General features: G+C 64.7%; 28 protein-coding genes. 17 read left to right on the plus strand and 11 right to left on the minus strand.

Annotated features, from left to right (window positions below; all coding sequences use genetic code 11):
* Positions 1 to 702 (plus strand): XdhC family protein, encoded by a 702-nt coding sequence (locus tag ABIB91_RS00875; RefSeq protein WP_354159053.1) that lies wholly within the window; start codon positions 1 to 3, stop codon positions 700 to 702.
* Positions 699 to 2,303, plus strand: a complete 1,605-nt coding sequence (locus ABIB91_RS00880) for an NTP transferase domain-containing protein (RefSeq protein WP_354159051.1) — start codon at positions 699 to 701, stop codon at positions 2,301 to 2,303. The genes ABIB91_RS00875 and ABIB91_RS00880 overlap by 4 nt, the downstream gene beginning before the upstream one ends.
* 50 nt (positions 2,304 to 2,353) lie before the next feature.
* On the opposite strand, the gene ABIB91_RS00885 is transcribed toward ABIB91_RS00880, so the two are convergent.
* Positions 2,354 to 2,845, minus strand: a complete 492-nt coding sequence (locus ABIB91_RS00885) for an avidin/streptavidin family protein (protein WP_354159049.1) — start codon at positions 2,843 to 2,845, stop codon at positions 2,354 to 2,356.
* Between the two features lie 183 nt (positions 2,846 to 3,028).
* On the opposite strand from ABIB91_RS00885, the gene ABIB91_RS00890 reads away from it, so the two are divergent.
* A complete protein-coding gene (locus tag ABIB91_RS00890) occupies positions 3,029 to 3,418 on the plus strand; it encodes a DUF4189 domain-containing protein (protein WP_007602435.1) in 390 nt (129 codons plus the stop codon).
* A 63-nt stretch (positions 3,419 to 3,481) separates the two neighbouring features.
* Entirely contained in the window at positions 3,482 to 3,892 is a 411-nt protein-coding gene (locus ABIB91_RS00895; RefSeq protein ID WP_354159047.1) for a DUF2000 family protein, read from the plus strand.
* Positions 3,893 to 4,090: 198 nt separating this feature from the next.
* On the opposite strand, the gene ABIB91_RS00900 is transcribed toward ABIB91_RS00895, so the two are convergent.
* From ABIB91_RS00900 to ABIB91_RS00910, 3 genes are read right to left on the minus strand one after another with little or no spacing between them, the layout of a single operon-like run.
* A complete protein-coding gene (locus ABIB91_RS00900; RefSeq protein WP_354159045.1) occupies positions 4,091 to 4,504 on the minus strand; it encodes a GFA family protein in 414 nt (137 codons plus the stop codon).
* A 12-nt stretch (positions 4,505 to 4,516) separates the two neighbouring features.
* A complete protein-coding gene (locus ABIB91_RS00905; RefSeq protein WP_354159043.1) occupies positions 4,517 to 4,981 on the minus strand; it encodes an SRPBCC family protein in 465 nt (154 codons plus the stop codon).
* A complete protein-coding gene (locus tag ABIB91_RS00910; RefSeq protein ID WP_007602444.1) occupies positions 4,978 to 5,313 on the minus strand; it encodes an ArsR/SmtB family transcription factor in 336 nt (111 codons plus the stop codon). Before ABIB91_RS00910 ends, ABIB91_RS00905 begins: the two co-directional genes overlap by 4 nt.
* A gap of 109 nt (positions 5,314 to 5,422) precedes the next feature.
* On the opposite strand from ABIB91_RS00910, the gene ABIB91_RS00915 reads away from it, so the two are divergent.
* The 7 genes from ABIB91_RS00915 to ABIB91_RS00945 all read left to right on the plus strand — a co-directional run bounded on the left by ABIB91_RS00915 (position 5,423) and on the right by ABIB91_RS00945 (position 12,218).
* Complete coding sequence (locus ABIB91_RS00915; RefSeq protein WP_354159041.1) at positions 5,423 to 6,118, plus strand: TetR/AcrR family transcriptional regulator; 696 nt, start codon at positions 5,423 to 5,425, stop codon at positions 6,116 to 6,118.
* On the plus strand, positions 6,115 to 7,056 hold the full coding sequence (locus ABIB91_RS00920; RefSeq protein ID WP_354159039.1) for an HlyD family secretion protein: 942 nt from the start codon (positions 6,115 to 6,117) through the stop codon (positions 7,054 to 7,056). The genes ABIB91_RS00915 and ABIB91_RS00920 overlap by 4 nt, the downstream gene beginning before the upstream one ends.
* Positions 7,053 to 7,985 (plus strand): ABC transporter ATP-binding protein, encoded by a 933-nt coding sequence (locus tag ABIB91_RS00925; protein WP_354159037.1) that lies wholly within the window; start codon positions 7,053 to 7,055, stop codon positions 7,983 to 7,985. Before ABIB91_RS00920 ends, ABIB91_RS00925 begins: the two co-directional genes overlap by 4 nt.
* The gene (locus ABIB91_RS00930) at positions 7,982 to 9,145 is read left to right on the plus strand and encodes an ABC transporter permease (RefSeq protein WP_007602451.1); all 1,164 of its coding nucleotides are present in this window, start codon (positions 7,982 to 7,984) and stop codon (positions 9,143 to 9,145) included. The genes ABIB91_RS00925 and ABIB91_RS00930 overlap by 4 nt, the downstream gene beginning before the upstream one ends.
* 31 nt (positions 9,146 to 9,176) lie before the next feature.
* Positions 9,177 to 10,484 carry an adenylate/guanylate cyclase domain-containing protein gene (locus ABIB91_RS00935; protein WP_354159035.1) on the plus strand — a complete coding sequence of 436 codons (1,308 nt, stop codon included), beginning with the start codon at positions 9,177 to 9,179 and terminating at the stop codon, positions 10,482 to 10,484.
* Between the two features lie 384 nt (positions 10,485 to 10,868).
* Complete coding sequence (locus ABIB91_RS00940; RefSeq protein WP_245286040.1) at positions 10,869 to 11,180, plus strand: amidohydrolase family protein; 312 nt, start codon at positions 10,869 to 10,871, stop codon at positions 11,178 to 11,180.
* A gap of 123 nt (positions 11,181 to 11,303) precedes the next feature.
* Positions 11,304 to 12,218, plus strand: coding sequence for a PhzF family phenazine biosynthesis protein (locus ABIB91_RS00945; RefSeq protein ID WP_354159033.1), 915 nt, complete (start codon positions 11,304 to 11,306; stop codon positions 12,216 to 12,218).
* Between the two features lie 109 nt (positions 12,219 to 12,327).
* Here ABIB91_RS00945 and ABIB91_RS00950 read toward each other — a convergent pair whose 3' ends face one another.
* Both ABIB91_RS00950 and ABIB91_RS00955 read right to left on the minus strand, forming a co-directional pair.
* On the minus strand, positions 12,328 to 12,789 hold the full coding sequence (locus ABIB91_RS00950; RefSeq protein WP_063995813.1) for a DUF488 domain-containing protein: 462 nt from the start codon (positions 12,787 to 12,789) through the stop codon (positions 12,328 to 12,330).
* A 22-nt stretch (positions 12,790 to 12,811) separates the two neighbouring features.
* The gene (locus ABIB91_RS00955) at positions 12,812 to 13,633 is read right to left on the minus strand and encodes a DUF72 domain-containing protein (protein WP_354159031.1); all 822 of its coding nucleotides are present in this window, start codon (positions 13,631 to 13,633) and stop codon (positions 12,812 to 12,814) included.
* Positions 13,634 to 13,748: 115 nt separating this feature from the next.
* Between ABIB91_RS00955 and ABIB91_RS00960 the strand changes: the two genes are divergently transcribed.
* The 4 genes from ABIB91_RS00960 to ABIB91_RS00975 all read left to right on the plus strand — a co-directional run bounded on the left by ABIB91_RS00960 (position 13,749) and on the right by ABIB91_RS00975 (position 17,337).
* Positions 13,749 to 14,129, plus strand: coding sequence for a hypothetical protein (locus ABIB91_RS00960; RefSeq protein ID WP_354159029.1), 381 nt, complete (start codon positions 13,749 to 13,751; stop codon positions 14,127 to 14,129).
* Between the two features lie 88 nt (positions 14,130 to 14,217).
* Positions 14,218 to 14,421 carry a hypothetical protein gene (locus ABIB91_RS00965; RefSeq protein ID WP_007602463.1) on the plus strand — a complete coding sequence of 68 codons (204 nt, stop codon included), beginning with the start codon at positions 14,218 to 14,220 and terminating at the stop codon, positions 14,419 to 14,421.
* A gap of 273 nt (positions 14,422 to 14,694) precedes the next feature.
* Positions 14,695 to 15,828, plus strand: coding sequence for a glycosyltransferase family 2 protein (locus ABIB91_RS00970; RefSeq protein WP_007602465.1), 1,134 nt, complete (start codon positions 14,695 to 14,697; stop codon positions 15,826 to 15,828).
* A gap of 6 nt (positions 15,829 to 15,834) precedes the next feature.
* On the plus strand, positions 15,835 to 17,337 hold the full coding sequence (locus ABIB91_RS00975) for a glycosyltransferase family 39 protein (protein WP_354159027.1): 1,503 nt from the start codon (positions 15,835 to 15,837) through the stop codon (positions 17,335 to 17,337).
* Positions 17,338 to 17,363: 26 nt separating this feature from the next.
* On the opposite strand, the gene ABIB91_RS00980 is transcribed toward ABIB91_RS00975, so the two are convergent.
* On the minus strand, positions 17,364 to 19,253 hold the full coding sequence (locus ABIB91_RS00980) for a CHASE2 domain-containing protein (protein ID WP_354159025.1): 1,890 nt from the start codon (positions 19,251 to 19,253) through the stop codon (positions 17,364 to 17,366).
* A 75-nt stretch (positions 19,254 to 19,328) separates the two neighbouring features.
* Complete coding sequence (locus tag ABIB91_RS00985; RefSeq protein ID WP_354159023.1) at positions 19,329 to 19,853, minus strand: FecR domain-containing protein; 525 nt, start codon at positions 19,851 to 19,853, stop codon at positions 19,329 to 19,331.
* 647 nt (positions 19,854 to 20,500) lie between these two features.
* Between ABIB91_RS00985 and ABIB91_RS00990 the strand changes: the two genes are divergently transcribed.
* Positions 20,501 to 21,574, plus strand: coding sequence for a DUF2778 domain-containing protein (locus ABIB91_RS00990; protein ID WP_219684951.1), 1,074 nt, complete (start codon positions 20,501 to 20,503; stop codon positions 21,572 to 21,574).
* A 31-nt stretch (positions 21,575 to 21,605) separates the two neighbouring features.
* Here ABIB91_RS00990 and ABIB91_RS00995 read toward each other — a convergent pair whose 3' ends face one another.
* The 3 genes from ABIB91_RS00995 to ABIB91_RS01005 all read right to left on the minus strand — a co-directional run bounded on the left by ABIB91_RS00995 (position 21,606) and on the right by ABIB91_RS01005 (position 24,315).
* Entirely contained in the window at positions 21,606 to 22,958 is a 1,353-nt protein-coding gene (locus ABIB91_RS00995; RefSeq protein ID WP_354159020.1) for a caspase family protein, read from the minus strand.
* Positions 22,959 to 23,069: 111 nt separating this feature from the next.
* Positions 23,070 to 23,708 carry a glutathione binding-like protein gene (locus tag ABIB91_RS01000; protein ID WP_354159018.1) on the minus strand — a complete coding sequence of 213 codons (639 nt, stop codon included), beginning with the start codon at positions 23,706 to 23,708 and terminating at the stop codon, positions 23,070 to 23,072.
* Between the two features lie 13 nt (positions 23,709 to 23,721).
* A complete protein-coding gene (locus tag ABIB91_RS01005) occupies positions 23,722 to 24,315 on the minus strand; it encodes a cysteine hydrolase family protein (RefSeq protein ID WP_354159016.1) in 594 nt (197 codons plus the stop codon).
* Between the two features lie 132 nt (positions 24,316 to 24,447).
* Here ABIB91_RS01005 and ABIB91_RS01010 point away from each other — a divergent pair, with 132 nt between their 5' ends.
* Positions 24,448 to 25,281 (plus strand): LysR family transcriptional regulator, encoded by an 834-nt coding sequence (locus tag ABIB91_RS01010; RefSeq protein WP_035995675.1) that lies wholly within the window; start codon positions 24,448 to 24,450, stop codon positions 25,279 to 25,281.
* Positions 25,282 to 25,288: the final 7 nt, after the last annotated feature.

The following is a 25,288-nucleotide window of genomic DNA, read 5'->3' on the forward strand; positions in this document are numbered from 1 at the left end:
GTGAAGCTCGCAATCCTGCACGAACTCAATGCCGAGCGCGCCGCGCGCCGGCCGGTGATCCTGGTGACCGACACCGAGAGCGGCGAGCAACGCCTGGTGAAGGCCGAGGACTTCAGTAAGGATCCCCTGCGCGCCGAGCTCGACAAGCAGCTTCGCATGGGCAAGAGCGCCAGTGTCGAAGCCGGCGGCAAGAAGCTCTTCCTCAACGTCTATGCCCCGACCGCCAAGCTCGTCATCGTCGGCGCCGTCCATATCAGCCAGGCCCTGGCACCGCTGGCGCGCTCGCTCGGCTACGACGTCACCGTGGTCGATCCGCGCACGGCCTTTGCGAGCCCCGAGCGCTTCCCCGACGTTCCACTGGTCGCGGAATGGCCCGACACGGCGCTGCCGCCGCTCAACGTCGATGCCTACACGGCCTTCGTCGCGGTGACGCACGATCCCAAGATCGACGACCCCGCGCTGCTGCACGCCTTCGAGCGCAACTGCTTCTATATCGGCGCACTCGGCTCGCGGAAGACGCATGCCAAGCGCGGCGACCGGCTGCGGGCGCAGGGCGCCAAGGAGGCTGACATCGCGCGCATCCGCGCGCCCATCGGGCTTGCGATCGGCGCGGTCTCGCCATCCGAGATCGCGGTGTCGATCATGGCCGAGATCACGGCGGTGCTTCGCCTGCCGCCCAAGGAAAAAGAAGAAGCCGCATGAAGTTCGGCCCAGCGAGCCCCAGGGATGCGATCGGCGGGGTGACCGTCCACACCCTGCGCCAGGGACCGCTGGTGCTGAAGAAGGGCACGACGATCGGGCCCACCGAGGTCGAGGCGCTGGAGCGCGCCGGCATCAAGGACGTCGTGGTGGTGCGGATGGAGGAGGGCGATGTCTCCGAGGACATCGCGGCTGCCAGCATCGCGCTCGCCGTCGGTGGCGACGGCATTCATGTCGAGCGGGCCTTCACCGGTCGCGCCAATCTGTTCGCCGCGCGCCCGGGCGTGCTGGTGATCGATCGCGCCGCGGTGGACCGCATCAACAATATCGACGAAGCCATTACCTTTGCCACGCTCTCGGCCTTCAAGCCGGTGGTCGAGGGCGAGATGGTCGGCACCGTCAAGATCATCCCGTTCGGCGTCGAAGGAAACTTGCGTGATGCCGCGGTAAAGGCCGCGGGTCGCGACGTTCTGAAGATCGCGCCTTACGTCATCAAGCGTGTCGGCGTGGTCTCGACGCTGCTGCCCGGCCTGTCCTCCAAGGTGATCGACAAGACGTTGCGCGTCACCGCCGAGCGGCTGGCGCCGGCCGGCGCCGGCATCATCGCCGAGCGGCGGGTCCCGCATGAGGAGCAGGCGCTTTCGGCTGCGATCAAGGAATTACTGGGACTTGGCGCCGAGCTCGTGATCGTGTTCGGGGCATCTGCGATCGCCGACCGCCGCGACGTGATCCCTGCGGCCGTGACCGAAATCGGCGGCGAGATCGAGCATTTCGGCATGCCGGTCGATCCCGGCAATCTGCTGCTGATTGCCCGGGCCGGCACCGTGCCGGTGCTGGGCGCGCCCGGCTGCGCGCGCTCGCCGGTCGAGAACGGGTTCGATTGGGTACTGATGCGGCTGCTGGCCGGCATCAAGGTGACGCGGTCCGAGCTGATGGGCATGGGCGTCGGTGGCCTCCTCATGGAGATCGTCACGCGCCCGCAGCCGCGCGCAAAACCGGAGATCGAGGGCAACAACCACGTCGCGGTCATCGTGCTCGCAGCGGGCCGTTCGACCCGGATGGGTGGGCCGAACAAGCTACTGGCCGAGCTCGACGGCAAGAAGCTGGTGCGGATTGCGACCGAGCAGGCGCTGGCCTCGAAAGCATCGGAGGTCATCGTCGTCACCGGCCATCAGACCGAGCTGATCGAGCAAGCCTTGCAAGGTCTGAAGGTGCGTATCGTCAAGAATCCGGATTTCGCCGGCGGCATCGCAAGCTCGGTCAAGGCGGGCATCGCGGCCGTTCCCGAAGCTTGCGACGGCGCTGTGGTCTGCCTCGGCGACATGCCGCTGATCGATGCCGGTCTGATCGACCGTCTCATCGACGCGTTCGCACCCGACCGCGGCAATCTCATCGTCGTGCCCGTCAGCGAGGGCCGCCGCGGCAATCCCGTGCTGTGGTCGCGCCGCTTCTTCAAGGAGTTGATGACGCTCGACGGCGATGTCGGCGCGCGTCACCTGATCGCGAAGCACACCGAGGCGGTCGCCGAAGTGCCGGTCGACGGCGAGAGCGCCTTTCTCGACATCGACACGCCGCAGGCATTGGAAGCGGCACGGCGGGGCTGACGCTGCCGTAGAGTGGGCAAAGGCGCACAGCGCCGATGTCCGCGGCTCGCCTACTTCTTGGTGTTCGATAGCTTCTCGACCCCGGCCTTCAGCTCGACACCGCTCTTCGTCAACAGGGTCTTGTCGCCGTTGTTGAACGTAAACGTGTCGGCGCCCGCGCTGATGCCGTTCCACGCGACGGCTTCTGCGAGGGACAGATACCACAATCCCTGGAATCCTGATGAATTGTTCAATTGCCCGGTCCAGACGGTGGTCGATCCGCAGCCAAGGAAGTTCACCGAGAAACTGATCGCGGTGCCTGTGTTGCCGTAGGCCAGCCAACCCGTTACGCCTTGCGGCTTGCCCTCGTCGCAGCTGTTTGCGGCGTTGTTGGTGTAGGTCCCCGTGATGGCGCCCGTGGTCGTGTTGACGTTGGTGATGGCCAGGGTCGAGCCATACTGGTTGGTCCAGGTCCAGTTCACCGACTGCGCATATGCGGGCAAGGGTCCGACGAGACAGGCCGACGCGAGCATTCCGAACAGCATTGCATTGATGTGGCGCATGGTCGCTTCCTCCGGCTCTCTGCTTGGAGCTTCACGACCTTAAATAACGCGATTGAAAAACACAACTATAAAGTGCATATTCATACCGCTATTCCGGCGCGGCTTTTCAACCACGCGTTCACCAAGTGGAAACGACCGAAGGTTAGAGTCGCCTTCACCTGCCTTGGGGGGAGGGGTTTTTCCATGGCTTCGAACGTCGTCGCGCGCCGTTGCGCGATGTTTTTCTTTGCGCTGTCCGTGTGCGTCGCGGGCGCTCGCCATATCACGGATGCGCACGCCGCCGGAGCATTTGCGGTCGGCAAGTGCGGCGCCTATGGCCAGGCCTTTGATTATGGCGCCGAGCACGATGCGCGTGCGGCGGCGCAGAAGCAGTGCAAGGGCGATTGCACGACCGTGACGATGAAGCGCGCCTGCGCCGCGATGTCGGTCGACCTTTCCAATCCCTGCGGCGCCTATGGCTATGCCGTCAAGCCGAAGATCTCGGCCACGCTCAATGCCGCCACGCGCGAATGCTACAAATACGGCGGCAAGGAATGCGTGATCCGCGCCTGGGCCTGCGACGCGAAGGGTTGATTCCTGTTGCCGTCATTCCGATGTTGCGTAGCATCGAGTCCGGAATGACAGTCGAGGAGTTGCATGCAGTTCGATACCAAGATCGCCGTCGTGATCCGCACCGATCTTCAGGCCTGGCAGAAGCTCAACGTCGCGGCCTTCCTTACCAGCGGCATTGCCGCGGCCTTTCCGGAATGCATCGGCGAGCCCTATGAGGACGCGTCGGGTACGAAATATCACGCGCTGATCGGACAGCCGATTCTGATCTATGTTGCCGACGGTTCCGCATTGACGCGCGCGCTCGATCGGGCGCTGACGCGCAGCGTCAAGCCGGCGGTCTATACCGAGGACATGTTCAAGACCACGCACGATGCTGCCAACCGCGAAGCGGTGAGGGCGGTGGCGCGGGCCGATCTCAACCTCGTCGGTCTCGCCGTGCGCGCCGAGCGCAAGGTGATCGACAAGATCGTCGATGGGCTGAAGTTTCATAGTTGAGGTGAGTCGGAAGATCACCGGCCGTGCGGCTTGCTCCACCTCTCCCGCTTGCGGGAGAGGTCGCGCCGAAGGCGCGGGTGAGGGCTCTCTCCTCTGGGCGATTGTCCCGTTGCGGAGACACCCTCTCCCCAACCCTCTCCCGCAGGCGGGAGAGGGAGCGCACCTTCCTGGTGGCAACAATCTGCTTGATCAGTCGCCTTATCCCGGGGGCATGCCTGCGAACTTCGGCAGGTCGGGATCGAGGCGATCCCAGGCATGTCCGCGCGCGGCATAAGTCACCACTTGCGGCTCGTAGCGGGCGGGTTCGTCGAGACTTGCGGCGCGGATGGTGAAGATGTCGGGCATGGCCGCGAAGGTCAGGTAAACAGGCAAGCCGCACTGGGCGCAGAATCCGCGTGTCTTCAAATTGCCGCTGTCGCCGACCATGTCCCAATGCTTCGCCTCGCCCGTCATCGTGACGCCGGCGCGCGCGAAGGTCATGTACGAGCCGTGGCCGCTGCCGCTTTCGCGCTGGCAGTCCCGGCATTGACAGTGATTGCTGAACAGGGGCTCACTCGTGATCGAATAGCGGATCGCACCGCAGGCGCAGCCGCCGGTAAAGGGCTTGGTCATTGCGATAACTCCTTACTTCTCTTCGCCGCTGATCTCGTCGAGCTGGCGGACGACCTTCTTCCAGCCGCCGCTCATGCCCGTGTAGGCGGATTCGTTCCTGGGTATGACGAAGCCGGCATGGACCAGACGGATCCGCGTGCCGGCCTCGACCGGGGTGAGGGACCACGTCACGACAGTGTCGAGCGGCGCACCGTAGCCGGTGTTGCGCTCATTCCCGCCCTTCCAGGCGTAGACGAGGCGCCGGTTCGGCATGACTTCAAGGACGCGGCAATGGATGACGCCATCCCAGGCGCCGCCCGGCGTGGTCTGATAGGTGAAGGTGTTGCCTTCGACAGCCTCGAAACCGCTCGGCGGCATCAGCCAGCGCGCGATCAGTTGGGCGCTGGTCAGCGCCTTCCAGATCGTCTCCGGCGCGTGAGGGAGCACCTCGTCGATGACGATGTCCTTTGTTTCGGCTTTCAATTCGGCAGCACTCACGGATCGATCTCCTTCAAGAGGTCACGCAGGTTCTGGAAGCGCTCGCGCCAGAACACGCCGTAATGGTCCATCCAGGAGACCAGCGGTTCGAGTCCTTGCGGCGCGGCACGGTAATAGACGTTGCGGCCCTCGGCACGCTCGGCGACGAGGCCGGCCTGCTTGAGGGACTTCAAATGTTGCGAGATCGCGCCTTGCGTCACGCCGCTTCCCCGCGTGAGCTCGGCGACGCTGATCTCCTTGCTCTCGAACACGCGCTCGAACACGGCGCGGCGGGTCGGATCGGCAAGGGCGCGCATCACGGTGGTCATGGGATTTGGGGCGGCTTCAATCATGAGTGTTAGATTAGTGCATGCTAATGAATTAGTCAAGACTAATTTGTTGGTCAGATTGGGTCTGCCGTGTTGTCTTGACTATGACTGACCGGTCAGTCATATCGTGTAGATGGCCAGAAAGCCCACCAAAGCCGCCACGCCGCCCGCAGTTCGCGCCAACGCAAAGGACTCTGCGCACGCTGGCAACGATGCGGTGCCCGCGTCGAGCCGCGCCACGCGTGCGGCGGAACGGCGTGCGGCGATCGTGGACGCCGCGATGGAGGAATTCATCGCGCGCGGCTTTGCCGCCACGCGGCTCGACGACATCGCCAAGCGCGCGGGTGTCGCCAAGGGCACCATCTACCTGCACTTCAAGGACAAGGAATCGATGTTCGAGGAGCTGGTGCGGACGGTGATCGTGCCTGTCGTAACGCGGTTGACGGCATTGCCGCCGCCGGCGGGCTCGGTGCGCGATCTCGTCGAGACATTTGCCAGCAACTTCCTGAAGGAGGTCATCGGCACGCGGCGCGGCGATCTCGTGCGTCTGATCGTGGCCGAGGGGCCGCGGTTTCCCTCCGTGGCCGATTTCTACTACCGCGAGGTGGTTTCTCGCGGCATCGCCGCCATGCGCGCCCTGATCGAGCTCGGCATCGCCCGCGGCGAGATCCGCCAGAAGAACCTGGCGCATTACCCGCAGATCCTGGTCGCCCCCGCGATGATCGCGGTGATCTGGCAGAGCCTGTTTGCACGGCACGCGCCGCTCGACGCGCAGGACATGCTGCGCGTCCACCTCGATTTGATTTTTGGCGAACGGAGCACGACATGAGGTCGTCCCAAAATATCCCTCACCTCATCCTGAGAAGCGCGGCACGCGCGTCTCGAAGGATGAAGGCCCGGCTTTGGCCCTTCGCCCTTCGAGACGCCGCTTCGCGGCTCCTCAGGGTGAGGGATCGACGACCGTGGCTGCCGCCAAGCGCGATCCAGTTTTTGCCGCGCCTCTGTTCGATCGCGGTTCTGGTCCTCGCGACCGGGCTTGCCGGGTGCAAGGACAAGCGTGAGCCCGGCTTCCAGGGCTGGGTCGAGGCCGACATGATCTTCGTCAGTCCGGACGAGGCGGGCCGCGTGATCAAGCTCAACGTCCGCGAGGGCGACGAGGTCAAGGTCGGCGATCACCTCTATTCCGTCGACGACGATCTCCAGCTTGCCGATCTCAACCAGAACAAGGCGACACTTGCCAACGCGCAGCAGACCTATGACCGCGCGGCCTCGCTGAGCAAAACCGGCTCGGGCACGCAAGCCAATCTCGACTCGGCCGTCTCCGCCCTGCGCGTTGCTGAGGCGCGGGTGGCGACCTCGGAGACGCGGATGGCGCGGCGCAAGGGCTTTGCGCCCGTGGCCGGCACCATCCAGCAGATCTATTTTCGCGAGGGCGAGATGGTGGCGGCGCAGCGGCCGGTGCTCTCGATCATGCCGCCCGGCAACATGAAGCTGCGCTTCTTCGTGCCGGAGACCGAGCTGCCGAAGCTTGCGATCGGCGATACCGTGCGGATCGCGTGCGACAATTGCGCCGCCGATCTCACCGCAAAGATCTATTTCATCGCGACTTCGGCCGAATACACACCGCCTGTCATTTACAGCCTCGAGGAGCGCAACAAGCTCGTCTATCTGATCCAGGCGCGGCCGTCGCGCCCCGATGCGCTGCGTGTCGGACAACCCATCGACGTCCATCTCAATCCAAAGACTCCGGTGGCGGACAAGCGATGAACGGCGGCAACGGCATCGCGATCGACGTCAAGGGCCTGACCAAGTCGTTCAGCGGCCGCGAGGTCGTGCACGATTTGTCGATGCAGGTTAAGCGGGGGTCGATCTACGGCTTCCTCGGCCCGAACGGCTCGGGCAAAACGACGACCATCCGCATCCTCTGCGGCCTGCTCACGCCCGACAGCGGCGAGGGCACCTGCCTCGGCTACGACATCAGGCGCGATGCCGAAAGGATCAAGCGCCAGGTCGGCTACATGACCCAGCGGTTCAGCCTCTATCAGGATCTCTCTGTCCGCGAAAACCTCGAATTCGTCGCGCGGCTGTACGGCCTTCGCGATGCACGCGGCGCCGCGCGCGACATGATCAAGCGGATCGGGCTCTCGGGGCGCGAGGAACAGCTCGCCGGCGAACTCTCCGGCGGCTGGAAGCAGCGGCTGGCGCTAGGTGCCTGCACATTGCCCAGTCCGAAGCTGCTGCTGCTTGACGAGCCGACCGCCGGCGTCGATCCAAAAGCGCGGCGCGATTTCTGGAACGAGATTCATGCACTCGCGGCCGACGGTCTCACCGTGCTGGTCTCGACCCACTACATGGACGAGGCCGAGCGCTGTCACGAGATCGCTTATATCGCCTATGGCCATCTGCTCGTGCACGGCACCGTGGACGAGGTGATCGCGAAATCCGCGCTGACGACCTACACCGTGACGGGCGAGGACCTGAACGAGCTCACGGCTGCGCTCACCGGCAAGCCGGGAATCGACATGGTGGCGCCGTTCGGCACGTCGCTGCACGTCTCCGGCCGCGACGTCGCCGCGCTCGAAGCCAGCATCGCGCCGTGGCGCGAAAAAAGCGGACTGCACTGGCACAAATCATCGCCGTCACTGGAAGACGTGTTCATCGAATTGATGAGTCGTTCCAAGGACAATTTCCAATGAGCGCGGTCGATCGTCACGAACCCCAGCACGCGATCCGGGAGCGCTTCGGCTTCTGGAGGCGCTCCTATGCGATGCTGATCAAGGAGTTCATCCAGCTCAAGCGGGACCGTGTGTCATTTGCGATGATCGTGATGCTGCCGGTGATGCAGCTGCTCTTGTTCGGCTACGCCATCAACACCACGCCGCACAATCTGCCGAGCGCGGTGCTGCTTCAGGAGGATTCCGATCTCGCACGCTCGATCCTGAAGGCGCTGGAGAACACCGCCTATTTCCGCTTCCTCTATGAAGTCCACGACGTCGAGGATTTCGATAATCTCCTGAAATCCGGCAAGGTTCTGTTCGGCGTCGAGATCCCGCGCGGCTTCGAGCGGGCGGTGCGGCGCGGCGATAAGCCGGCGCTGCTGGTCGCGGCCGACGCCACCGATCCAGTGGCGGCGAGCGCGGCGATCGGCTCGCTCGGCATGGTCGTGCAGACCGCGCTCAAGCACGATCTCTACATCGGAGATCCCCCGGAGATGCCGTTCGAGATCCGCGCGCACGCCCGCTACAACCCCGCCGCCGCGTCGAGCCTCAACATCGTGCCGGGCTTGGTCGGTACCATCCTCACCATGACCATGCTGATCTTCACCGCGCTTTCGGTCACGCGGGAAGTCGAGCGCGGTACCATGGAGGCTCTGCTGTCGATGCCGATCAGGCCGGTCGAGGTGATGTTCGGCAAGATCATTCCCTACGTGCTGGTCGGGTTCGTGCAGGCGTTCCTCATCATCGGCATCGGCGTCGGCCTGTTCGGCGTGCCCGTGCTCGGCAATCTGTTCCTGCTGGCGCTGCTTTCGACGCTGTTCATCACGACCAATCTGGCGATCGGGTATACGATCTCGACGCTGGTGCAGAACCAGCTCCAGGCGATGCAGATGTCGATGATGTTCTTCCTGCCGAGCATCTTGCTGTCCGGCTTCATGTTCCCGTTTGCCGGGATGCCGGCCTGGGCGCAATATGTCGGTGAGTGCCTGCCGCTGACGCATTATTTGCGCATCGTCCGCGCCATCATGCTGAAGGGCGCGAGCATGCAAAATTTGCGTTTCGACGCGTTGGCGCTGGCGGTGCTGATGCTGCTCGCCATGACCATCGCCGTGACGCGCTTCCGCCGCACGCTGGATTGAGGCAAGATGCCCCTGGAATCAAGGGGGCGGAATGATCAGCTTTGCGAGCAGGAAGGCCCGGCAGCATGCCGTGATGTCCGAAGACTTCGAGCGCGAGCTGACGCGGGAGGTGCTGCGGACCGAGCTGTTGCGGGTGAGGGCGTTGATCATCACGGGCTGCGTCATGATCCTGTTTCTCACCGCAACCTATCTGATCGACCCCGCCATCGTGAACCGGGTCTGGCGCGGGACGGAGGGCCTGGTCCGCGAATACGGTCTCTTGGCAGGCTTCGTCCTCTTCGAAGTCTGGGTCCACAGCCAGATCAGGCGATACCTCAAGCTCGATCGCGACCTTCCGGTGATAAGGCGCTATATCGGCGCAACAATCGAAACGTCGCTGCCAACGATCATCCTGATCCTGCAGATTCACAGCATGGGCGCGAGCCAGGCGCTCGGGTTCGTGCTGCCACTGGCCTATTTCATCTTCATCATTCTTTCGACGCTGCGGCTTGATTTCTGGCTGTCCACCTTCACGGGATTTGTGGCCGCAGCTGAACTCCTGGCTGTCGCGCTGTATTACAACTCGGTCAGCGAGTCCGGTGAACCCCTGATCTACTTTCACGCGGTCCGCAGCACCATCATCCTGATTTGCGGCGTGCTGGCGGGCGCCGTCGGCGCGCGATTGCGGCGGCAGTTTGCGGCGAGCATTGCGGCAGCCACTGCGCGCGACCGGGTGACCAACCTGTTCGGCCAGCACGTCTCGCCGCAGGTTGTGGAGCGGCTGATGACGGAGGGGACGGGTGCCGCCGGCGACCTCCGCCGAGTCGCCGTGATGTTCGTCGACTTCCGCGGCTTCACCGCCGGCGCGCAGTCGCGTACTCCCCAGGAGGTGGTCGACCGGCTCGACGGCGCCTTCGCCGTGCTGGTCGACATTCTCGACCGCGAGGGGGGCATCGTGAACAAGTTTCTGGGCGATGGCTTTCTCGCCCTGTTCGGTGCGCCGCTCGAGGCCTCCGACGCCGCGCATCGCGCAGTCGCCGCGGGCCGCGAGATGCTGACCGCGATGGAGCGCATCAACGCGCAGACGAGCTGGCCACTCAAGATCGGCATCGGCATCCATTTCGGCGAGGTCGTCGCCGGCAATATCGGCTCGCCCCGGCGCAAGGAGTACACTGTGATCGGCGACACCGTGAACTTCGCCTCACGGCTAGAGGCGCTCAACAAGGAGTTCGGCTCGCAGCTCCTGATCTCCGCGTCTGTCCGCGACGCGCTGGGCGCCGACGGCGACGATGCGGTCTCGCTCGGCGAGGTCGAGGTGCGCGGCTACGAGCAGAAGGTGGCGGTGTTTCAACTGGGGTGAGGGCCGCCTCCTGCGCCTTCACTTGTGAGTCGCGTTTCGTTGAAGCGGCTCGCGTTTCGTTGAAGGCGCGTGATGAAATATCCTTGGTAGCTTTTGGGTCTTGCACGGTGGAAGCCGAAAATCTCAGCTTCCCTTTGTCACCCGGAGAAAGCCAATGACTCGATCGATCCTTGTTGCAGCCGCCCTGATCGCCGCTGCTGTCACCCAAAGCCAGGCCGCATCGGCGCGGGACAGCGTGCCGCGCCGCGCCGCAACTCACGTGGCGACCGACTGCGTCAGGGCTCCCGCAGCAGGCGCGTATGCCTCTGCGCCTTACACGCAGCCGCCTTGCCTCCCCAATACGGCGTCCGCGTACTAACTCGCTGCAGAGACGAAGCCGGGCCGGTGAAGTCCGCCAGCCCGGCGTTGCGAACGCTGATGGCGGACTCCGCGGGATCTCGCGCTGGAGGTAGCCGAGTAGATTCGGCGCCGTATCGCAACGGCGCGGCCGGCGAAGATTTTGCGAAGACGGCCTACCCGCTGCTGCGCAACGCGTACGGCCTTGATCGACTGCTCTGGGGCAGCGACTGGCCGCACACGCAGTTCGAGAAGGCGCAAAGCTACGCGAAGAACCTGCGATTTATCGATGGGCTGATCGTCGATCAGAGTGAACGCGCGCAAGTGCTAGCATCGCCACGTTCGCTCTGCCGCTTTTGATCCGTCTTCCGCGATTGCTCCGATTGCACTCTATTTTGGGGCATGACGGGCGATGTCGCCGGCTTGTAGAGTGCCGGCGATGCAGCCGACCGCGGCTGCGCTTGCGTGAAGAGGAAGCGAAAGATGCAGCGCCGCTACATCACCGTCGACGTGTTCACCGACCGCGCCTTCGGCGGCAACCAGCTCGCCGTGGTGCTCGATGCCGGCGGGCTCTCCACACAGCAGATGCAGGCGATCGCGACCGAGTTCAACTATTCCGAGACCACCTTCGTGCTGCCGCCGCGCGACAAGGCCAATGACGCCGAGGTGCGCATCTTCACGCCGGTCAGCGAGCTTCCCTTTGCCGGCCATCCCAATATCGGCACTTCCTTCGTGCTGGCGAGCCTCGCGAAGGAGCCGAAGCCGCGCCTCTTGTTCGAGGAGAAGGCCGGACTCGTGCCGGTCGACATTTTTCGGGAGCAGGGAAGGGTCATCAGCACCGAACTCACCGCGCCGCAGCCGCTGTCGCGATTGGCGCAGGTTTCCGCCGCTGACGTTGCGGCCTGCATCTCCTTGACCGCTGATGACATCAGGATCGATCACCACGCGCCGCAAGTCGTCGGCGTCGGAACGCCGTTCCTGGTGGCGGAGGTGCATTCGCGCGATGCGCTGAAGCGGGCCAGGCCCGACGCGGCCGCGTTCGGCAGGGTCTTGCCGCGCGACGACGCCCGTTCGGTGTGGTTCTATACACGCGATGTGCCCACAGCGGAGGCGCCGTGCGAGCGGCAGGCGCGCATGTTCATGCGCGGCGCCAGCGGCCTCACCGAGGATCCCGCCACCGGCAGCGCCACGGTCGCAGCCGCAGCGCTGTTCGCCGAGCTTGATGCCACGCGCGATGGCGAATTGAAGCTCACCGTCGGGCAGGGTTTTGATATGGGTCGGCCGAGCCTCTTGCTGACGCGCGTGCGCAAGCAGGACGGCAAGATCGTTTCAGCCCATGTCGGCGGGCAATGCGTGCAGATGATGGAAGGGACGTTCCGATTGGTGGGGGAGGGGTAGCTCTCTATTCCATCGTCATGCCCGGGCTTGTCCCGCCCGCGCGGCCGAAGCCGCTTCAGCGAGGCGAAGGCCCGGGCGGGACAAGCCCGGCCATGACGGAGAGAGTCGTTCAGACCTGCCGCCCCGCCAGGTTCTTCACCGTTACGCCATCGCGATCCTCGATGATTTCCGCGATCATCTGGCGGTGGCAATGGGTGTGGTCGCGCTCGTAGCAGAGCAGGCAGACGGGACCTGCTTTCTTCACCAGGGCCGAGAGTTCGTCCATCTGCTCCCGCGCCTCCGGCGTTTTCAGGTGCTTTGAGAAAATCTTCTCCAGAACATCGTATTGCCCGCTGCGGGCGGCGAGACGGCCTTCCTTGGGCGTTCCGAGCGCGGCGAGGTGGACATAGGCGATGCCGCGTTCATCAAGGCCCGCGGACAACTGCTTCTTGGAAAAGCCGGGCCGGCGCGATGACGTCACCGCGCGCACGTCGACGACGAGCTTGACGCCGGATTGCTCCAACTCGTCGAGCACTGCCTTGGGCGGCGTCTGCTCATAGCCGATGGTGAAGAGCTTTTTGGCCTTTGCCATGAGACACCTTTAGGGAAACACCTCAACTCACCCGCGCGATCAGTTCCATCGCGCCGGCCGGTGCGCGAACCTTGCCCTCGTGGATGACATAGGCGAACACGTCGCGCGGCTCCTTCTTCGGCTTGGCCTTGTCGACCTTCGGCAGGTCGTCGGGTTCGCTTCCCTCGGCCCAGTCCTGAAAGCGCTTGGCCCAGGCATCGAGCTGCTTCGGCGGATAGCAGGTCTTGATCTCGTCATTGCCCTTCTGCAGCCGGGCATAGACGAAATCGCCGGCGACGTCGGCGATCGCTGGATATTTGCCGTGCTCGGCGAAGACGACGGGCGTCTCGAAGTCGCGGATCAGCGCGACGAAGTCCGGCGTGCAGAAACTGTCGTGACGGACCTCGACGACGTGGCGCAGCGCGCGTCCGTCGAGCTTGCGCGGCAACAGCTCGAGGAACTTGCCGAAATCGGCCCCGTCGAATTTTTTGGTCGGCGCGAACTGCCACAGCACCGGCCCAAGATGATCGCCGAGTTCCAGCACGCCGGAATCATAGAAACGTTTGATGGAATCGCCGGCCTCGGCCAGCACACGCCGGTTGGTGGCGAAGCGCGGCCCCTTGACCGAGAACACGAAACCATCGGGCACCTCGCTCGCCCATTTGCGAAAGCTCTCCGGTTTCTGCGAGCCGTAATAGGTGCCGTTGATCTCGATCGAGGTCAGCTTCGAGGCGGCGTAGGACAGCTCCTTGGCTTGCGTGAGCTTCTCCGGATAGAACACCCCACGCCATGGTTCGAAGGTCCAGCCGCCGATGCCGATGAAGATGTTGCCGGATTTTTTAGACGCGGTTTTTGCTTTGGCCACGGGAGGATCTCGGATGCGGGAGGAGGGCCTCCATCCTAATCAAACCAGTTGTGATTGGCCAGTTGCGACGTCCCGTCTAAGCTCGCGACGGGATCTGCGAAAAAAGGAGAACAAGATGCGGATGCTGGTGGTGGGAGCGGCGCTCGTCATGATGACATCTGCTGCCATGATACCTTCAGTCATGGCCGACGATGACGATGCCAAGGGTGCGCAGAAGCTCGCCATGCAGGGCCGCGACGATTATTGGCATTGCCTGGCGCGGGAATATTCGCGCGACGGCAATCAGGGCCTGTCGGAACAGGACTTTGGCCACTCCGTCGCCGGAGCCTGTCCGTCAGAGCGACAATACTACCGGGTGGCACTGCTCGATTATCTCACCACGCAATATCCGGGTATCGATGCCGGCGCCCATCTCGCGACCGCGAACAGAGCGGTGGAGGCGGCGCAGAAGGACATCGTGACGGCCTTCGTCAAGCACAAGCCGCCGCAGAAATAGCCCATCGACCCGTGCGTCCGGCAAGCCCTTCCGGCAGCGCGCTCATCCATGGTATCACTGGGCGCATCTGGAACAGGGATGGGTTTCCATGTCGTCTGAGTCGGTGGGGGGCATTTTGGGCGCGATCGTCGCGGCGATCGTGCTTGCGGTCGCCGTCGTCTTCGGGCCGATCGGCCAGTACGGCAAGCCGCCCAAGCCTGCGAAGGCCGATCCGGCCGCCATTACGGCGCCGGCGGCCCCTGCCGCGCCCGTGCCGCGAGGGCCGGTGATCAAGGAAGTCCCCAACCAGTAAGGGCATGAAAAAGGGCTCTTTCGCTCCTTGCAAAGCGGCTTTGTCGTTCCTATTTAGCTTCTAACGGCGACGTTGAGCGAAAAACTCCGGCGCTGGAACGGCCTTGGAATAGCACAGGCTGCGCCGGATGTACGCGCCGCCCGCCGTTCCGGGGTCGTTGGCATTTTTGGGCCGCTTTTGGCCGTTCCCCAGAGAAACCCCGGCTTGCCAGCGCAAGTTCTTGGCAGCACAAGTTCTTGGCAGCACCGGACGCGGCGGATATACGCTGCCGTCATGAATCAAGCGATCAGACCGGGCTCCGATACCCCACAGGCGGCTTCGCCGGCGCCGGAATTGTCGGTCGTCGTCCCGACCTTCAACGAGCGCGACAATGTCACGGTGCTGTACCGGCGGCTGGAGGCCGTGCTGGCCGGCATCGCCTGGGAGGTCGTGTTCGTCGACGATAATTCGCCTGATGGCACCTGGGATGTCGTGCGCGCGCTGGCACAGCGCGACAGCCGCGTGCGCTGTGTCCGCCGTATTGGCCGCCGCGGCCTGTCGGGGGCCTGCATCGAGGGCATCCTGGCTTCCAGCGCGCCCTATGCGGCCGTGATCGACGCCGATCTTCAGCACGACGAGACGCAACTGCCGAAGATGCTGTCGCTGCTCGCGAGCGGGCAGGCCGAACTCGTGGTCGGCAGCCGCTACATCGAGGGCTACAAGAGCGAAGGCTTCAACAAGCAGCGCGCCGGCGCCAGCGCGCTGGCAACGGAACTCGCCAGGAAAGCGCTGCGGGTCGAGATCGCCGATCCCATGAGCGGCTTCTTCATGGTTCGCCGCGACCGCTTCGAGCAGCTGGCGCCGAAACTTTCCGTGCACGGCTTCAAGATCCTGCTCGACCTCGTCGCAAGCGCCAACGGCACCTTGCGCGCCATCGAAATTCCCTACACGTTCGGCGAGCGCCAGCACGGCGAAAGCAAGCTCGATTCCATGGTCGCGCTGGATTTTCTCGGCCTGGTGCTGGCGAAGTTCACCAACGATGCTGTCTCGTTGCGCTTCCTGCTGTTCGCGATGGTCGGCGGCATCGGCCTCGTGGTGCATCTCACGACCCTGTTCATATCACTCGAGCTGTTCAAGGAGCCGTTCGCGGAAGCACAGGCCTCCGGCGCCATCGTCGCGATGACCAGCAATTTCGTTCTCAACAACTTCCTCACCTATCGCGACCAGCGGCTGAAGGGCTTTGCGTTGCTGCGCGGTCTGATCGCGTTCTACATCGTGTGCAGCGTCGGCCTGCTCGCCAATGTCGGCGTCGCCTTCTCGGTCTACGACCAGGAGCCGATCTGGTGGCTTGCGGGTGCGGCCGGGGCGCTGATGGGCGTGGTGTGGAACTACGCGATGTCCGGACTGTTCGTCTGGCGCAAGAAATAGCTCACGATGGGCGGGGCTGACGCGCGGATCGTCCGCAATACGGCGCTGGTGATCCTTGCGCTGGTCGGCTTGCGGCTCGTCGCGGCCGCCGTCACGCCGATCACCTTCGACGAAGCCTATTACTGGATGTGGTCGCAGAACCTCGCCGGGGGATATTACGACCACCCGCCGATGGTTGCCTACGTCATCCGCGCCGGCACCCTCATCGCCGGCGACACCGAACTCGGCGTCCGCCTGGTCTCGATCCTGCTCGCGCTGCCGATGAGTTACGCGATCTATCGCTCCGCTGCGATCCTGTTCGGCGGTGCGCGGGTGGCGGCGACCAGCGCCATCCTGCTCAACGTGACGCTGCTGGCCTCGGTCGGCACGCTGATCGTCACGCCCGATGCGCCGCTTCTGGTTGCCTCCAGCTTCGTGCTGTTCTTTCTCGCCAAGGTGCTGGAGAGCGGCCGCGGCGTCTGGTGGCTCGCGGTCGGCGCAGCCGTCGGCGCGGCGCTACTGTCGAAATACACCGCGATGTTCTTCGGGCTGGCGATCCTGATCTGGATCGCGGCCGTGCCGAAACTGCGGCACTGGTTTCTCTCGCCCTGGCCGTATCTCGGCGGTTTCGTTGCGCTCGCGCTGTTCTCGCCGGTGATCCTCTGGAATGCCGATCATCAATGGGTCTCGTTCGCAAAGCAGCTCGGGCGCGCCAGGATCGAGGATTTTCGTCCGGTCTTCATCGCCGAGCTGATTCCGACCCAGATCGCGTTCGCGACCCCGCTGGTGTTCATCCTCGGCGCGATGGGGCTGCACGCGCTGACCTGGCGCCGGGCCGGCGCGCTGGCCTCGCGCGTGCTGATCGAGACGATGTTCTGGACCATCGTCGCCTATTTCGTCTGGCATTCGCTGCATGCCCGCGTCGAGGCAAACTGGTTCGCGCCGGTCTATCCGCCTTTCGTCGTCGCCGCGGCCGCCGCCGCCAATCTCGTGCAGTGGAAGCCGCGCCAGCGGCGCCTCGCGGATTTCTGCCTGCGCTGGGCCGCACCCACCGGCATCGTGATGTTTGCCGCGTTGATCCTGCAGGCCAATACCGGCTGGCTGTCCGGCTATCGCCGCGATGCGACCGTGCGCAGCGTCGGCGTCGGCTGGCGCGAGCTCGCTGCCGAAATCGAAGCGGTGCGCGCCCGCAATGGTGCGACCTGCGTGCTTGCGCCGGACTACGGCACGACGGGCTGGCTCGCCTTCTATCTGCCGCGCGGCAGCTGCGTGGCGCAGCAGAACCAGCGCATCCGCTGGGCCAACATGCCCGAGCCCGATCCAAAGCTGCTTGCGGGCAAGCTGATCTATGTCGACGAGCTGCGCTCTGACGGCCATCCCGCCGTCCACGACCTCTTTGCGAAGGTGACGCAGGTCGCGCAATTGCAGCGCAAGCGCGGCCCGCTCGTGATCGAGACCTACGGCATCGATCTGCTCGAAGGCGCCAAGGGCGACGTGCTGGACCGCTCGCCGCCGCCGGAAGCGCGGTAGCTCTTCGTCGGAACGACGACGAGGGTTCAGTCGATCATCTCGGCCTTGGTCGTGGCCTGATTTGGCCTGTCCTGGTCGCGCCAGAACCAGACGGTCACGACGCCGGAGCGGCCGCGGACTTGCGTGAGCAGGGGGCCCGACAGAATGCCGTCAGGAGCGCCCTGGAAGTCGGCCGCATCCAGCAGCGTATCGCTGAGTGCGAGCCGCGCGCCGTTCTGGGCAGCGACCTCCATCAACCGGCTCGCGACGTTGACGGTGTCGCCTGTCGCCGTGATGTGCTGATGACTTTCGCCGAGGCGGGAGGCGACGATCGGGCCGAAATGCGCGCCGATCTTGAAGCCGAGCTGATCCCGCATCGCAGGCGGCAACGATGCGATCCAGCGTTCGACGCCACGGTGCAGGTCGATTGCGCATTTCAGCGCGCGTGCGGCGTCGTCGGGCATCGCGCCGGGCAGGCCGAACAGGATCATGGCGCCGTCGCCGAGAAAGCCGCTGATCATGCCGCCGCAATCGACCGCGGTCCTCTCGATCAGCGCGTGAAACGCCTTCAGAATATCCTGGAGTTCGCCCGGATCGATCCGCTCGCTCAGCGCCGTGAAGCCGGAGAGATCGATGAAGACCATTGCTGCGTCCTGCCGAACGGGTTTCGACAGGAAATTCGGATCGCGCGCCAACCACTCCTGCACCGCCGGGGCCTGGAATTGCGCGAGCGACCGGCTCTTGGCTGCGAAATATTGCGTGCGGCGGCCTCCCGCCCACAATTGCACGCCGGCAAAGACCGCAACCGGCGGCACTGCTGCGGCGAGCGTGGTCGCGGCGTTCAGCCAGACGCCGTGCGTGAACGCGAACAGATTGAAGCCGGCCCAGGCGATCATCACCGCGGCCGCAGCGACGATGCCGAGCGCGCTGCGCCGCCAGGCGAGCAGGCCCACCAGCAGCATCGGCAACAGGATCGCGATGAGTGCGTCGGCGATGTGGACCTTGCGGTCGCGCACGATGCTGTCGCCGGCGACGAGATGGGTGATCGCCGTGGACACCACTTCGACGCCGGGCATCAGGGAATCGAACGGCGTCGGGTAGAAATCCCCGCCGCCGGCGACCGAGGCGCCGATCACGACGATCCGGTTCTCGATCGCCGCGCGATTGAGCGTGCCGTCGAAGATACTCTGTGCGCTGACGGTGCGGATGGTCCGGCGCGGGCCGTAATAGGTGATCGGCAGCGCGAAATCGGTATCGGTCGGCACCGCGCGGTCGCCGAGCATCAGATGGTCCGGCGCGATCGTCAGCGACCTGTCGAGCGCGCGCGCCGCAACCCGCAACGGGAATGACAGCTCGACCTTGTCGCTCGTCCGGAACAGCATCGGCACCGAGAGCGGCGAGCCCGATTGTCCGGTCGCAACATTGACGACGCCGACCTCGGCATGATCGGCGAACGCCGGTAGAGGCAGCAGGAAGCGCTCGGCCTGCGGCAGGGCGGCGAGGGGGCCTTGGCCGCTGGTCTCCACGGTCTCACTGGCGGACGGGAAGATCGCCGCGGCGGCAAGAACCATGGGACCGGTAGCCAGCGTATTTGCCAGCGTAGCGTCGCCGATCGCAGCGCTGCGGTCGACCAGCAGCAGGTCGATCGCGACGACCTTCGGCTTGAACTGCACGATGGTGTCGACGATTCGGGCGAGATCGGCACGCGGCAGCGGATAGCTGCCGCCGCGCTTCACGACGGTGTCGTCGATCGCGACGATGGTGACGAGATCGGGCGGAACCCTCACGCCACGGACCTGCGTCCGCCAATCCGTCAGCGTCGCCTCGAGGCGATCGAGAAAGCGCAGATGACCGTTGGCATGGCCGGCATAGATGCTCACGCCCCACAGCGCGGTGAGGACGAGTGCCACGAGGATCTGAACGCGTCGGCTACTCATGTGGTCGTGTTGCAATTCTCTCTATCGTCCAAATGCTGTTGGCGAGCCCCGGTGACCCGAACTTATCGGCCTAGTCTATTGACCTAGTCTTGTCATCAACGCGTCGACGCGCGGCTGACCCCATGTCTTCACCGTCAACGGGCCTGTCGCTTCCACGTCGACGCCTTCGCCGCGGCCTAGTACCACGCCGCGCCCGCCGCTCCTGCGGCTCACGCCGACACGACCGTCAGCCACGAAGACGGAGGTCTTGGCCTCTGCGACATCGACCGCCCATTTCGTGCCGCGCACCGCGGCGATCGCTTGCGGCGTCAGCACCTTGAAGGGATTGCCGCCGGGCTTCCTGGGCACCTCGACCAGCAGCGCTTTGCTGCTCAACTCCACCGAGTCTATATGTCCGTCGCGGTTGGCGTCCTTAAGTTCAAATCTGGCGCCGTTTTCCGCAACGATGGTGATGCCGTTGTCGCAGCGCCAGGTCTGCGTGCCGGCAGCGGATGGCGATGCCGTGCAGCCAACATTGGCAGCAGGCTGGGCAATCGCATGTCCGGTCAACAGAAGCGACCCCGCCAGAGCGAAAAACCCCGCGCGCGCGAACTCTCTCATGCCAGCCTCCGTTTGCGTGCTCGGCACAGTTCAAGGCGATGTTGATACGGTACCGTATCACACGCAGAGGCTGCTGAAAAGTGCCGACATCGCAGCTATTTTCTCGGCACGGGCTTTGCCAGACCGGCTCGATCAACTTTCGGTCAGGGCGCCGTGCCGTGCGAGGGCCCTGTGCGATGCGTAAGCGGCGTGCCACGAGAGGTGGAAGCGGGCTATTGCACACCAGCCTCGCGCAATGATTCCCCGTTAACGTCCGGGTATTGAAGACCACGAAAACGACTTGGTTGGTGCGTCTAGAGAGGCGGCCAAAGACGTTCGCCGACCGCAGCGATCCGGCCGAGAATTATAGTTAACAGACGCGCCTAAGTCCGTAGTCCTGCGGGCTTTTTCCCAAAATGGGACGACCCGAACGGGTTGCCCCACATCCGCCCGAACTTAATCCGCATTTAACTAAAAGTGGCCTTAATGACGCTCCGACCCTCTGCGAGATGCTGTTCCCGGATCGTGACCAGCGGCGCTTCGAAGGGGGACTGAGTGACACCGTTCTGGACGCAAGGCGAATGAGTACGAGTATCGCTGCGCAAGGCATCGCGGCACGAAAGTCCAAAGGATTCTCGAGCACTTCTTATCGGAAGCCTTCCCGGAAAATGACCACGCAAAACGTGCTTGGCGCCGCCGCGATCGGCTGCGTCGTGCTTGGCGCCGGCTGGACCATCTACAGCAACATCTTTGCCGCCAGCGTCTATCCGACGGTCGGCAGCAGCGGCTACGACGAGCCCGTGATCAAGCGCGCGCCCAGGGTCGCGCTGCGCGAGGCCGGTGAGGCCGTCAAGGAAGCCTTTGCGCTCTTGCCCGACCGGTTGCAGGTGGCAGCGCCGATCTCACGCGAGATGTTCAACGATCGCTTTGCCGCGGCTGCGACCCAAGGCGTGACATCGAATGCGGCGAGCGCCGCGCCCGCAGCCAAGATCGCGGAAGCCAAGGACGCGCCGAAGCCGAGCGTGATCGCGAGGGTCGCGGAGGTCCTGAAGCCAAGTCCCGCCAAGATCGCTGACGCTGCGAAGTCCAAGCGCGGCGCCGACGCGCCGGTGCAGCTTGCCTCGGCAGATCCGGCCGAGATCGTGCCGGCGCCTGAGGCGAAGCCAAAATCGATCGCCGATCGCGCCAAGGCTGCAGTGATGTCGATCACCGGGCCGCGTCAGTCGATGGTGGAAAAGCTTTGGGGCAAGCGTGAGCCCTCCGGCGGACTGCTCGCCTATGCCTCGGCCGACGCCAGCGTGACCGCATCCATCGCGCCGAAGGAGCAGAATCCCATGCTCGGCGGTTCGGCGCCCTACGACCGCTCCACCGCGGTTTACGACATCAGCGCGAAGACGGTGTATCTGCCTGACGGCACCAAGCTCGAGGCACATTCCGGCCTCGGCTCCAATCTCGACGATCCCCGTTCCTCGCGCATCCGCATGCGTGGCGTGACGCCGCCGCACATCTACGACCTGAAGCCGCGCGAAGCGCTGTTCCACGGCGTTCCGGCGCTGCGCCTGACCCCGATTGGCGGTGAGAGCGCGATCTACGGCCGCGACGGCCTGCTCGCGCACACCTTCATGCTCGGGCCGAATGGCGATTCCAACGGCTGCGTGTCCTTCAAGGATTATTACGCGTTCCTAGACGCCTACCGCAACAAGGGCATCCGCAAACTCGCGGTGCTGGCGCGGGTGGAGTGAGGCGCAATGCGCCTCACCGCTTTTTGCACGATCAGCGCTTGACGAAGACCAGGCCGCAGGCGCGCGCCTCGTTGCGCTTGCCGGTGCCTCGGGTGCGATCGAACTGCGCATCGACCGTAAAGGCGTAGGGCGAGCCGGGCGCGAGATTGTTGAGGGTATAGGTGCTCGCCCCCGTCGTTCCGCGCGCGCTCAAAGTGGTCTTGCCGTCCGCGGGGATCTGGCCATCGATCTCCAGGCGATTGACGGCGCCCTGGCTCTGAGCGTCAGCGTGAAACACGCCGTTCGCAACCGTGGCAGACAGAGCTCGGGTGAAGCCCTGCGCCTTGCCGGTAGGCGGGCAGTTCAACGTCACGTCCCAATTGCCGTCGAAGTCCTTCGCGGTACGGGCGTTGCCGGTTGCCGGCGCGAGCGCCACCTTCTGCTTCAGGCCCTCGATCCGAGCTTTGGCGAGCGTGGCGAAGATGCAATTCGGAAATCTCGCGAGGTGATCCTCGAAAGCACCGAGCGTGCCGATGCCGTCCGCGGCCTTCCAGTGCGCTTCTGCTGCCGCGCAAGGGTCAGCCCGGGGTGCGGCTTGCGGCGCCGCCGGGGCCACCGTGACCGACACCGGTCCGTTCAGGTAGAACTTGCCGATGATCGACAGCGACAGTTCCGGCAACTGGGTCTTGCCGCTGGAATCGTAGACGTCGCTGCTGATGTCGCGAAAGACTTCGCCGATCTCCTGCGGCTCCTTGATGTGCTTCAGGAACGCCGTCGTGTAGGGGCTGTTGCGGCCGCTGCCATCGGCCGCGGTCTGCCCGGACTGGGTTGAGAACGACACGATCGTGCCGCGCGGTGCTTCGACTTTCGACAGGCCTCGACCGATCGAGGCGCCGCGCGTCAGGCCGGCGGAGCGTTTCAAGCTTTCGGCCAGCGGATTGTCGCGGCAGGAATCCAGGATGAGGATGCGCAGGTTCTTGGCCTGCTGCAGGTCGTTCACGATATCGTCGACCCGCACGAAGCGCTTCAGGTCGGCTTCGTCGCTCAGCACGGCGTCGACAGGCATCAGATAGTTCACGCCGTTGTACTGCATCGCATGGCCGCTGTAATAGAACATGGCGACGTCGGCTTTGCTCGCGGCGCGCGCGAAGCGGATGGTGAGGTCCTGCATGTCGGCCTGGCGCAGGTCGATGCCCTGGAGCACCTCGAAGCCGCTGCGCTTGAGCGAAGCGGCGACGTCTTCGGCATCGTGAGCCGGATTGGGAAGCTGCGCCGTACTGGCATAGGCGCCGTTGCCGATCACCAGCGCGACCCGCGTTTCCGCCGATGCAGGCTCGGGGCATAGCCACCACGCGAAGAGGGCGACGCAAAGTTTGGCGAGGCAAAAACTGGAAAGAGCACGCATGAATGCCTTCCAAGGAAATGTCGAAAAATATCCCTCCAGATTAGCGCATGCCGCGCCGACATCAATGCCCTGCCAGAGAAAACGCTCGGATTTCGCGGCCGTGACATCCTGTCACGCCGGGCTCGCCGCCATCGTCTTGCGCACAGCCATTTCCGTGGCAATCGCGTCCCGCACGACCGGCCGCGCCTGCATGCGCGCGAGATAGGCCGACAACGATGGCCAATGCGCGATGTCGACGCCCGCGGGGCGGAGCAGCAGCAAAGCCCAGGTGAGGTGGGCATCTGCCACGGTGAAGCTGTTGCCGACGAGGAATTCGCGGTCCGCCAGATGCGTGGCAGGGATCGATAAGCTCTGCGCTATCCTTGCACGCGGCTTGGCGAGCGAGGCGTCGTCCTTGTACCAGAAGGTCGGAAACAGGAACGCCTTGTGGATCTCGGCCGCCACGAAGCTGAGCCATTCCTGGAGCCGATAGCGATCGGGATCTCCGAACGCGGGTGCAAGCCCCGCCTGCGGCTTCAGATCGGCGATGTATTGCAGCACCGCGGCGCATTCGGTCAGCCGGTCGCCGTTTTCCAGCACCAGGACCGGCACCGCGCCCTTCGGCGAAACTCCGTGAAAGTCGCTGCCGTCGTCCACGACCTGCTTGGTCTGGAGATGGACCGGATGATAGCGGGCATCGAGGCTCGCTTCCATCAGCGCGATGCGGCTCGCAAGCGAGCAGGCCATCGGGGAGAAATAGAGTTGCAGCATCGCCCACGCTCCTTCAGGTCAGCGCCTCGGTTTGCGCGATGATCGCAAACCGGTCCGACAATTCGGCCAGGGCGACCTCGTGAATGGTCTTCGCGGAGAGCGCTCCGCCGCGGCCGTCGGGAAGGTCGCGTGTCGCACAGGCATCGGCTGCGATCGTCGTGCGCAGGCCGAGCTCGAGCGCGGCGCGGGCCGTCGAGCTGACGCACATATGGGTCATGAAACCGGCCAGCACGATGTTCGTGCGTCCGGTTGCGGCCAGCCGGACCTGCAGGTCGGTGCCGGCAAAAGCGTTCGGCAGCGCCTTTTCGATCACGGCTTCGCTGGCGAGCGGCGCCACGTTCTTGACGATCGCGCCGCGCGCGGCCTCGCGGTCGAACAGGCTGCCGGCACGTCCCTTGTGCGCGATATGGAAGATCGCAGCGCCGCTCGCCCTCGCGCGGGCGAGCAGGCGCGCGGCGGCGGCGATCGCGGGCTCCGCATCCGGCAAGGCAAGCGGGCCGGCGCAATATTCGTTCTGGATGTCGATCAGGACGAGGCAGGAATCGGCGAGCCCGGGCGGAGTGAGATCGGCGCCGGACAATTCAAGCAGGGTTTTAGGGGCGGTCATGCGGGTCGGGCCTTCCTGGGGAATATCGGATGGTGCGACACTAGCGCGGTGGCGGCCTGCCAATGTGCAGGACTATTGCAGCATGTGGCTGCAAATTTGCAGGATTCGGTCGTGCCTGCTAGGTTCATCGCCATGAACTGGGACGATCTGCGCATCATCGCCGCGGTGAGGGACGAAGGCACCTATGCCGGCGCCAGCGCGCGGCTGCGCATCGACGAGACCACTGTCGGACGCAGACTCGCACGCATCCAGCGCGATCTCGGGGTACCGCTGTTCGATGCGGTGGACGGTCAGCGCCGGCCGACGCGGAGTTGCGAGGCGGTGCTGGCGCATGTCGAGGCGATGGCCGCACATGCCGCCGAGATCGGTCGCGTCGGCGAGAGTCTGGCAGGCCCGGTGGGACGCCTGCGTATCGCCTCCACCAACACGGTCGCCGAGGAGGTTCTATCGCCGCGCGCGAGCGACTTCCTGCGCACCAATCCCGGCCTGACGTTGCAATTCCTCACCTCGAGCGAGAACGTCAAGTTCTCGCGCTGGGAAGCCGATCTCGCCATCCGGCTGCGCAAGCCCGACAAGGGCGACTTCGCGATCTCCAGGCTCGGTGACGTCAAGCTCTATTATTTCGAGCCTGTTACGACGGAGGGCGAGCCGATGCTGTGCGCCTATCCCGACGAGCTCGGTGCCATTCCCGAGATGCAATTCCTGCGCGCGAAGAAAGCCCGCGCGCGCTGCGTCACCGACAACGTTCGGGTCATCCGTAACCTGATCCGCGCGCATCAGGCTGCGGGTGTGTTGCCGGAGCATGTCTGCGCGGATTTGCTCGGTGACCGCCGTTTGCGCGCCACACTGCTGCCCGGGCGTCGCGACGTCTGGCTGCTGGTGCAGAACCATCTCAAGCGCGACCCGGCGACGCGGCTCACCATCGAATGGATCCGCCGCTGCTTCAGCGATCTCGCGCGCGGTTGACTGCGGC

The organism is Bradyrhizobium sp. JR4.3, from assembly GCF_040547695.1.
Lineage (GTDB): Bacteria > Pseudomonadota > Alphaproteobacteria > Rhizobiales > Xanthobacteraceae > Bradyrhizobium > Bradyrhizobium canariense.

What these genes read in the sequence shown, in the direction of transcription:
- ABIB91_RS00980 (WP_354159025.1), bottom strand. Translation starts at nt 19,253, where the DNA reads ATGAGTAGCCGACGCGTTCAGATCCTCGTGGCACTCGTCCTCACCGCG.
- ABIB91_RS00910 (WP_007602444.1), bottom strand. Translation starts at nt 5,313, where the DNA reads ATGATTGAAGCCGCCCCAAATCCCATGACCACCGTGATGCGCGCCCTT.
- ABIB91_RS00915 (WP_354159041.1), top strand. Translation starts at nt 5,423, where the DNA reads ATGGCCAGAAAGCCCACCAAAGCCGCCACGCCGCCCGCAGTTCGCGCC.
- ABIB91_RS00920 (WP_354159039.1), top strand. Translation starts at nt 6,115, where the DNA reads ATGAGGTCGTCCCAAAATATCCCTCACCTCATCCTGAGAAGCGCGGCA.
- ABIB91_RS00945 (WP_354159033.1), top strand. Translation starts at nt 11,304, where the DNA reads ATGCAGCGCCGCTACATCACCGTCGACGTGTTCACCGACCGCGCCTTC.
- ABIB91_RS00960 (WP_354159029.1), top strand. Translation starts at nt 13,749, where the DNA reads ATGCGGATGCTGGTGGTGGGAGCGGCGCTCGTCATGATGACATCTGCT.
- ABIB91_RS00900 (WP_354159045.1), bottom strand. Translation starts at nt 4,504, where the DNA reads ATGACCAAGCCCTTTACCGGCGGCTGCGCCTGCGGTGCGATCCGCTAT.
- ABIB91_RS00990 (WP_219684951.1), top strand. Translation starts at nt 20,501, where the DNA reads ATGACCACGCAAAACGTGCTTGGCGCCGCCGCGATCGGCTGCGTCGTG.
- ABIB91_RS00895 (WP_354159047.1), top strand. Translation starts at nt 3,482, where the DNA reads ATGCAGTTCGATACCAAGATCGCCGTCGTGATCCGCACCGATCTTCAG.
- ABIB91_RS00995 (WP_354159020.1), bottom strand. Translation starts at nt 22,958, where the DNA reads ATGCGTGCTCTTTCCAGTTTTTGCCTCGCCAAACTTTGCGTCGCCCTC.
- ABIB91_RS00925 (WP_354159037.1), top strand. Translation starts at nt 7,053, where the DNA reads ATGAACGGCGGCAACGGCATCGCGATCGACGTCAAGGGCCTGACCAAG.
- ABIB91_RS00935 (WP_354159035.1), top strand. Translation starts at nt 9,177, where the DNA reads ATGATCAGCTTTGCGAGCAGGAAGGCCCGGCAGCATGCCGTGATGTCC.
- ABIB91_RS01000 (WP_354159018.1), bottom strand. Translation starts at nt 23,708, where the DNA reads ATGCTGCAACTCTATTTCTCCCCGATGGCCTGCTCGCTTGCGAGCCGC.
- ABIB91_RS01005 (WP_354159016.1), bottom strand. Translation starts at nt 24,315, where the DNA reads ATGACCGCCCCTAAAACCCTGCTTGAATTGTCCGGCGCCGATCTCACT.
- ABIB91_RS00965 (WP_007602463.1), top strand. Translation starts at nt 14,218, where the DNA reads ATGTCGTCTGAGTCGGTGGGGGGCATTTTGGGCGCGATCGTCGCGGCG.
- ABIB91_RS00880 (WP_354159051.1), top strand. Translation starts at nt 699, where the DNA reads ATGAAGTTCGGCCCAGCGAGCCCCAGGGATGCGATCGGCGGGGTGACC.
- ABIB91_RS00985 (WP_354159023.1), bottom strand. Translation starts at nt 19,853, where the DNA reads ATGAGAGAGTTCGCGCGCGCGGGGTTTTTCGCTCTGGCGGGGTCGCTT.
- ABIB91_RS00975 (WP_354159027.1), top strand. Translation starts at nt 15,835, where the DNA reads ATGGGCGGGGCTGACGCGCGGATCGTCCGCAATACGGCGCTGGTGATC.
- ABIB91_RS00890 (WP_007602435.1), top strand. Translation starts at nt 3,029, where the DNA reads ATGGCTTCGAACGTCGTCGCGCGCCGTTGCGCGATGTTTTTCTTTGCG.
- ABIB91_RS00950 (WP_063995813.1), bottom strand. Translation starts at nt 12,789, where the DNA reads ATGGCAAAGGCCAAAAAGCTCTTCACCATCGGCTATGAGCAGACGCCG.
- ABIB91_RS00885 (WP_354159049.1), bottom strand. Translation starts at nt 2,845, where the DNA reads ATGCGCCACATCAATGCAATGCTGTTCGGAATGCTCGCGTCGGCCTGT.
- ABIB91_RS00970 (WP_007602465.1), top strand. Translation starts at nt 14,695, where the DNA reads ATGAATCAAGCGATCAGACCGGGCTCCGATACCCCACAGGCGGCTTCG.
- ABIB91_RS00930 (WP_007602451.1), top strand. Translation starts at nt 7,982, where the DNA reads ATGAGCGCGGTCGATCGTCACGAACCCCAGCACGCGATCCGGGAGCGC.
- ABIB91_RS01010 (WP_035995675.1), top strand. Translation starts at nt 24,448, where the DNA reads ATGAACTGGGACGATCTGCGCATCATCGCCGCGGTGAGGGACGAAGGC.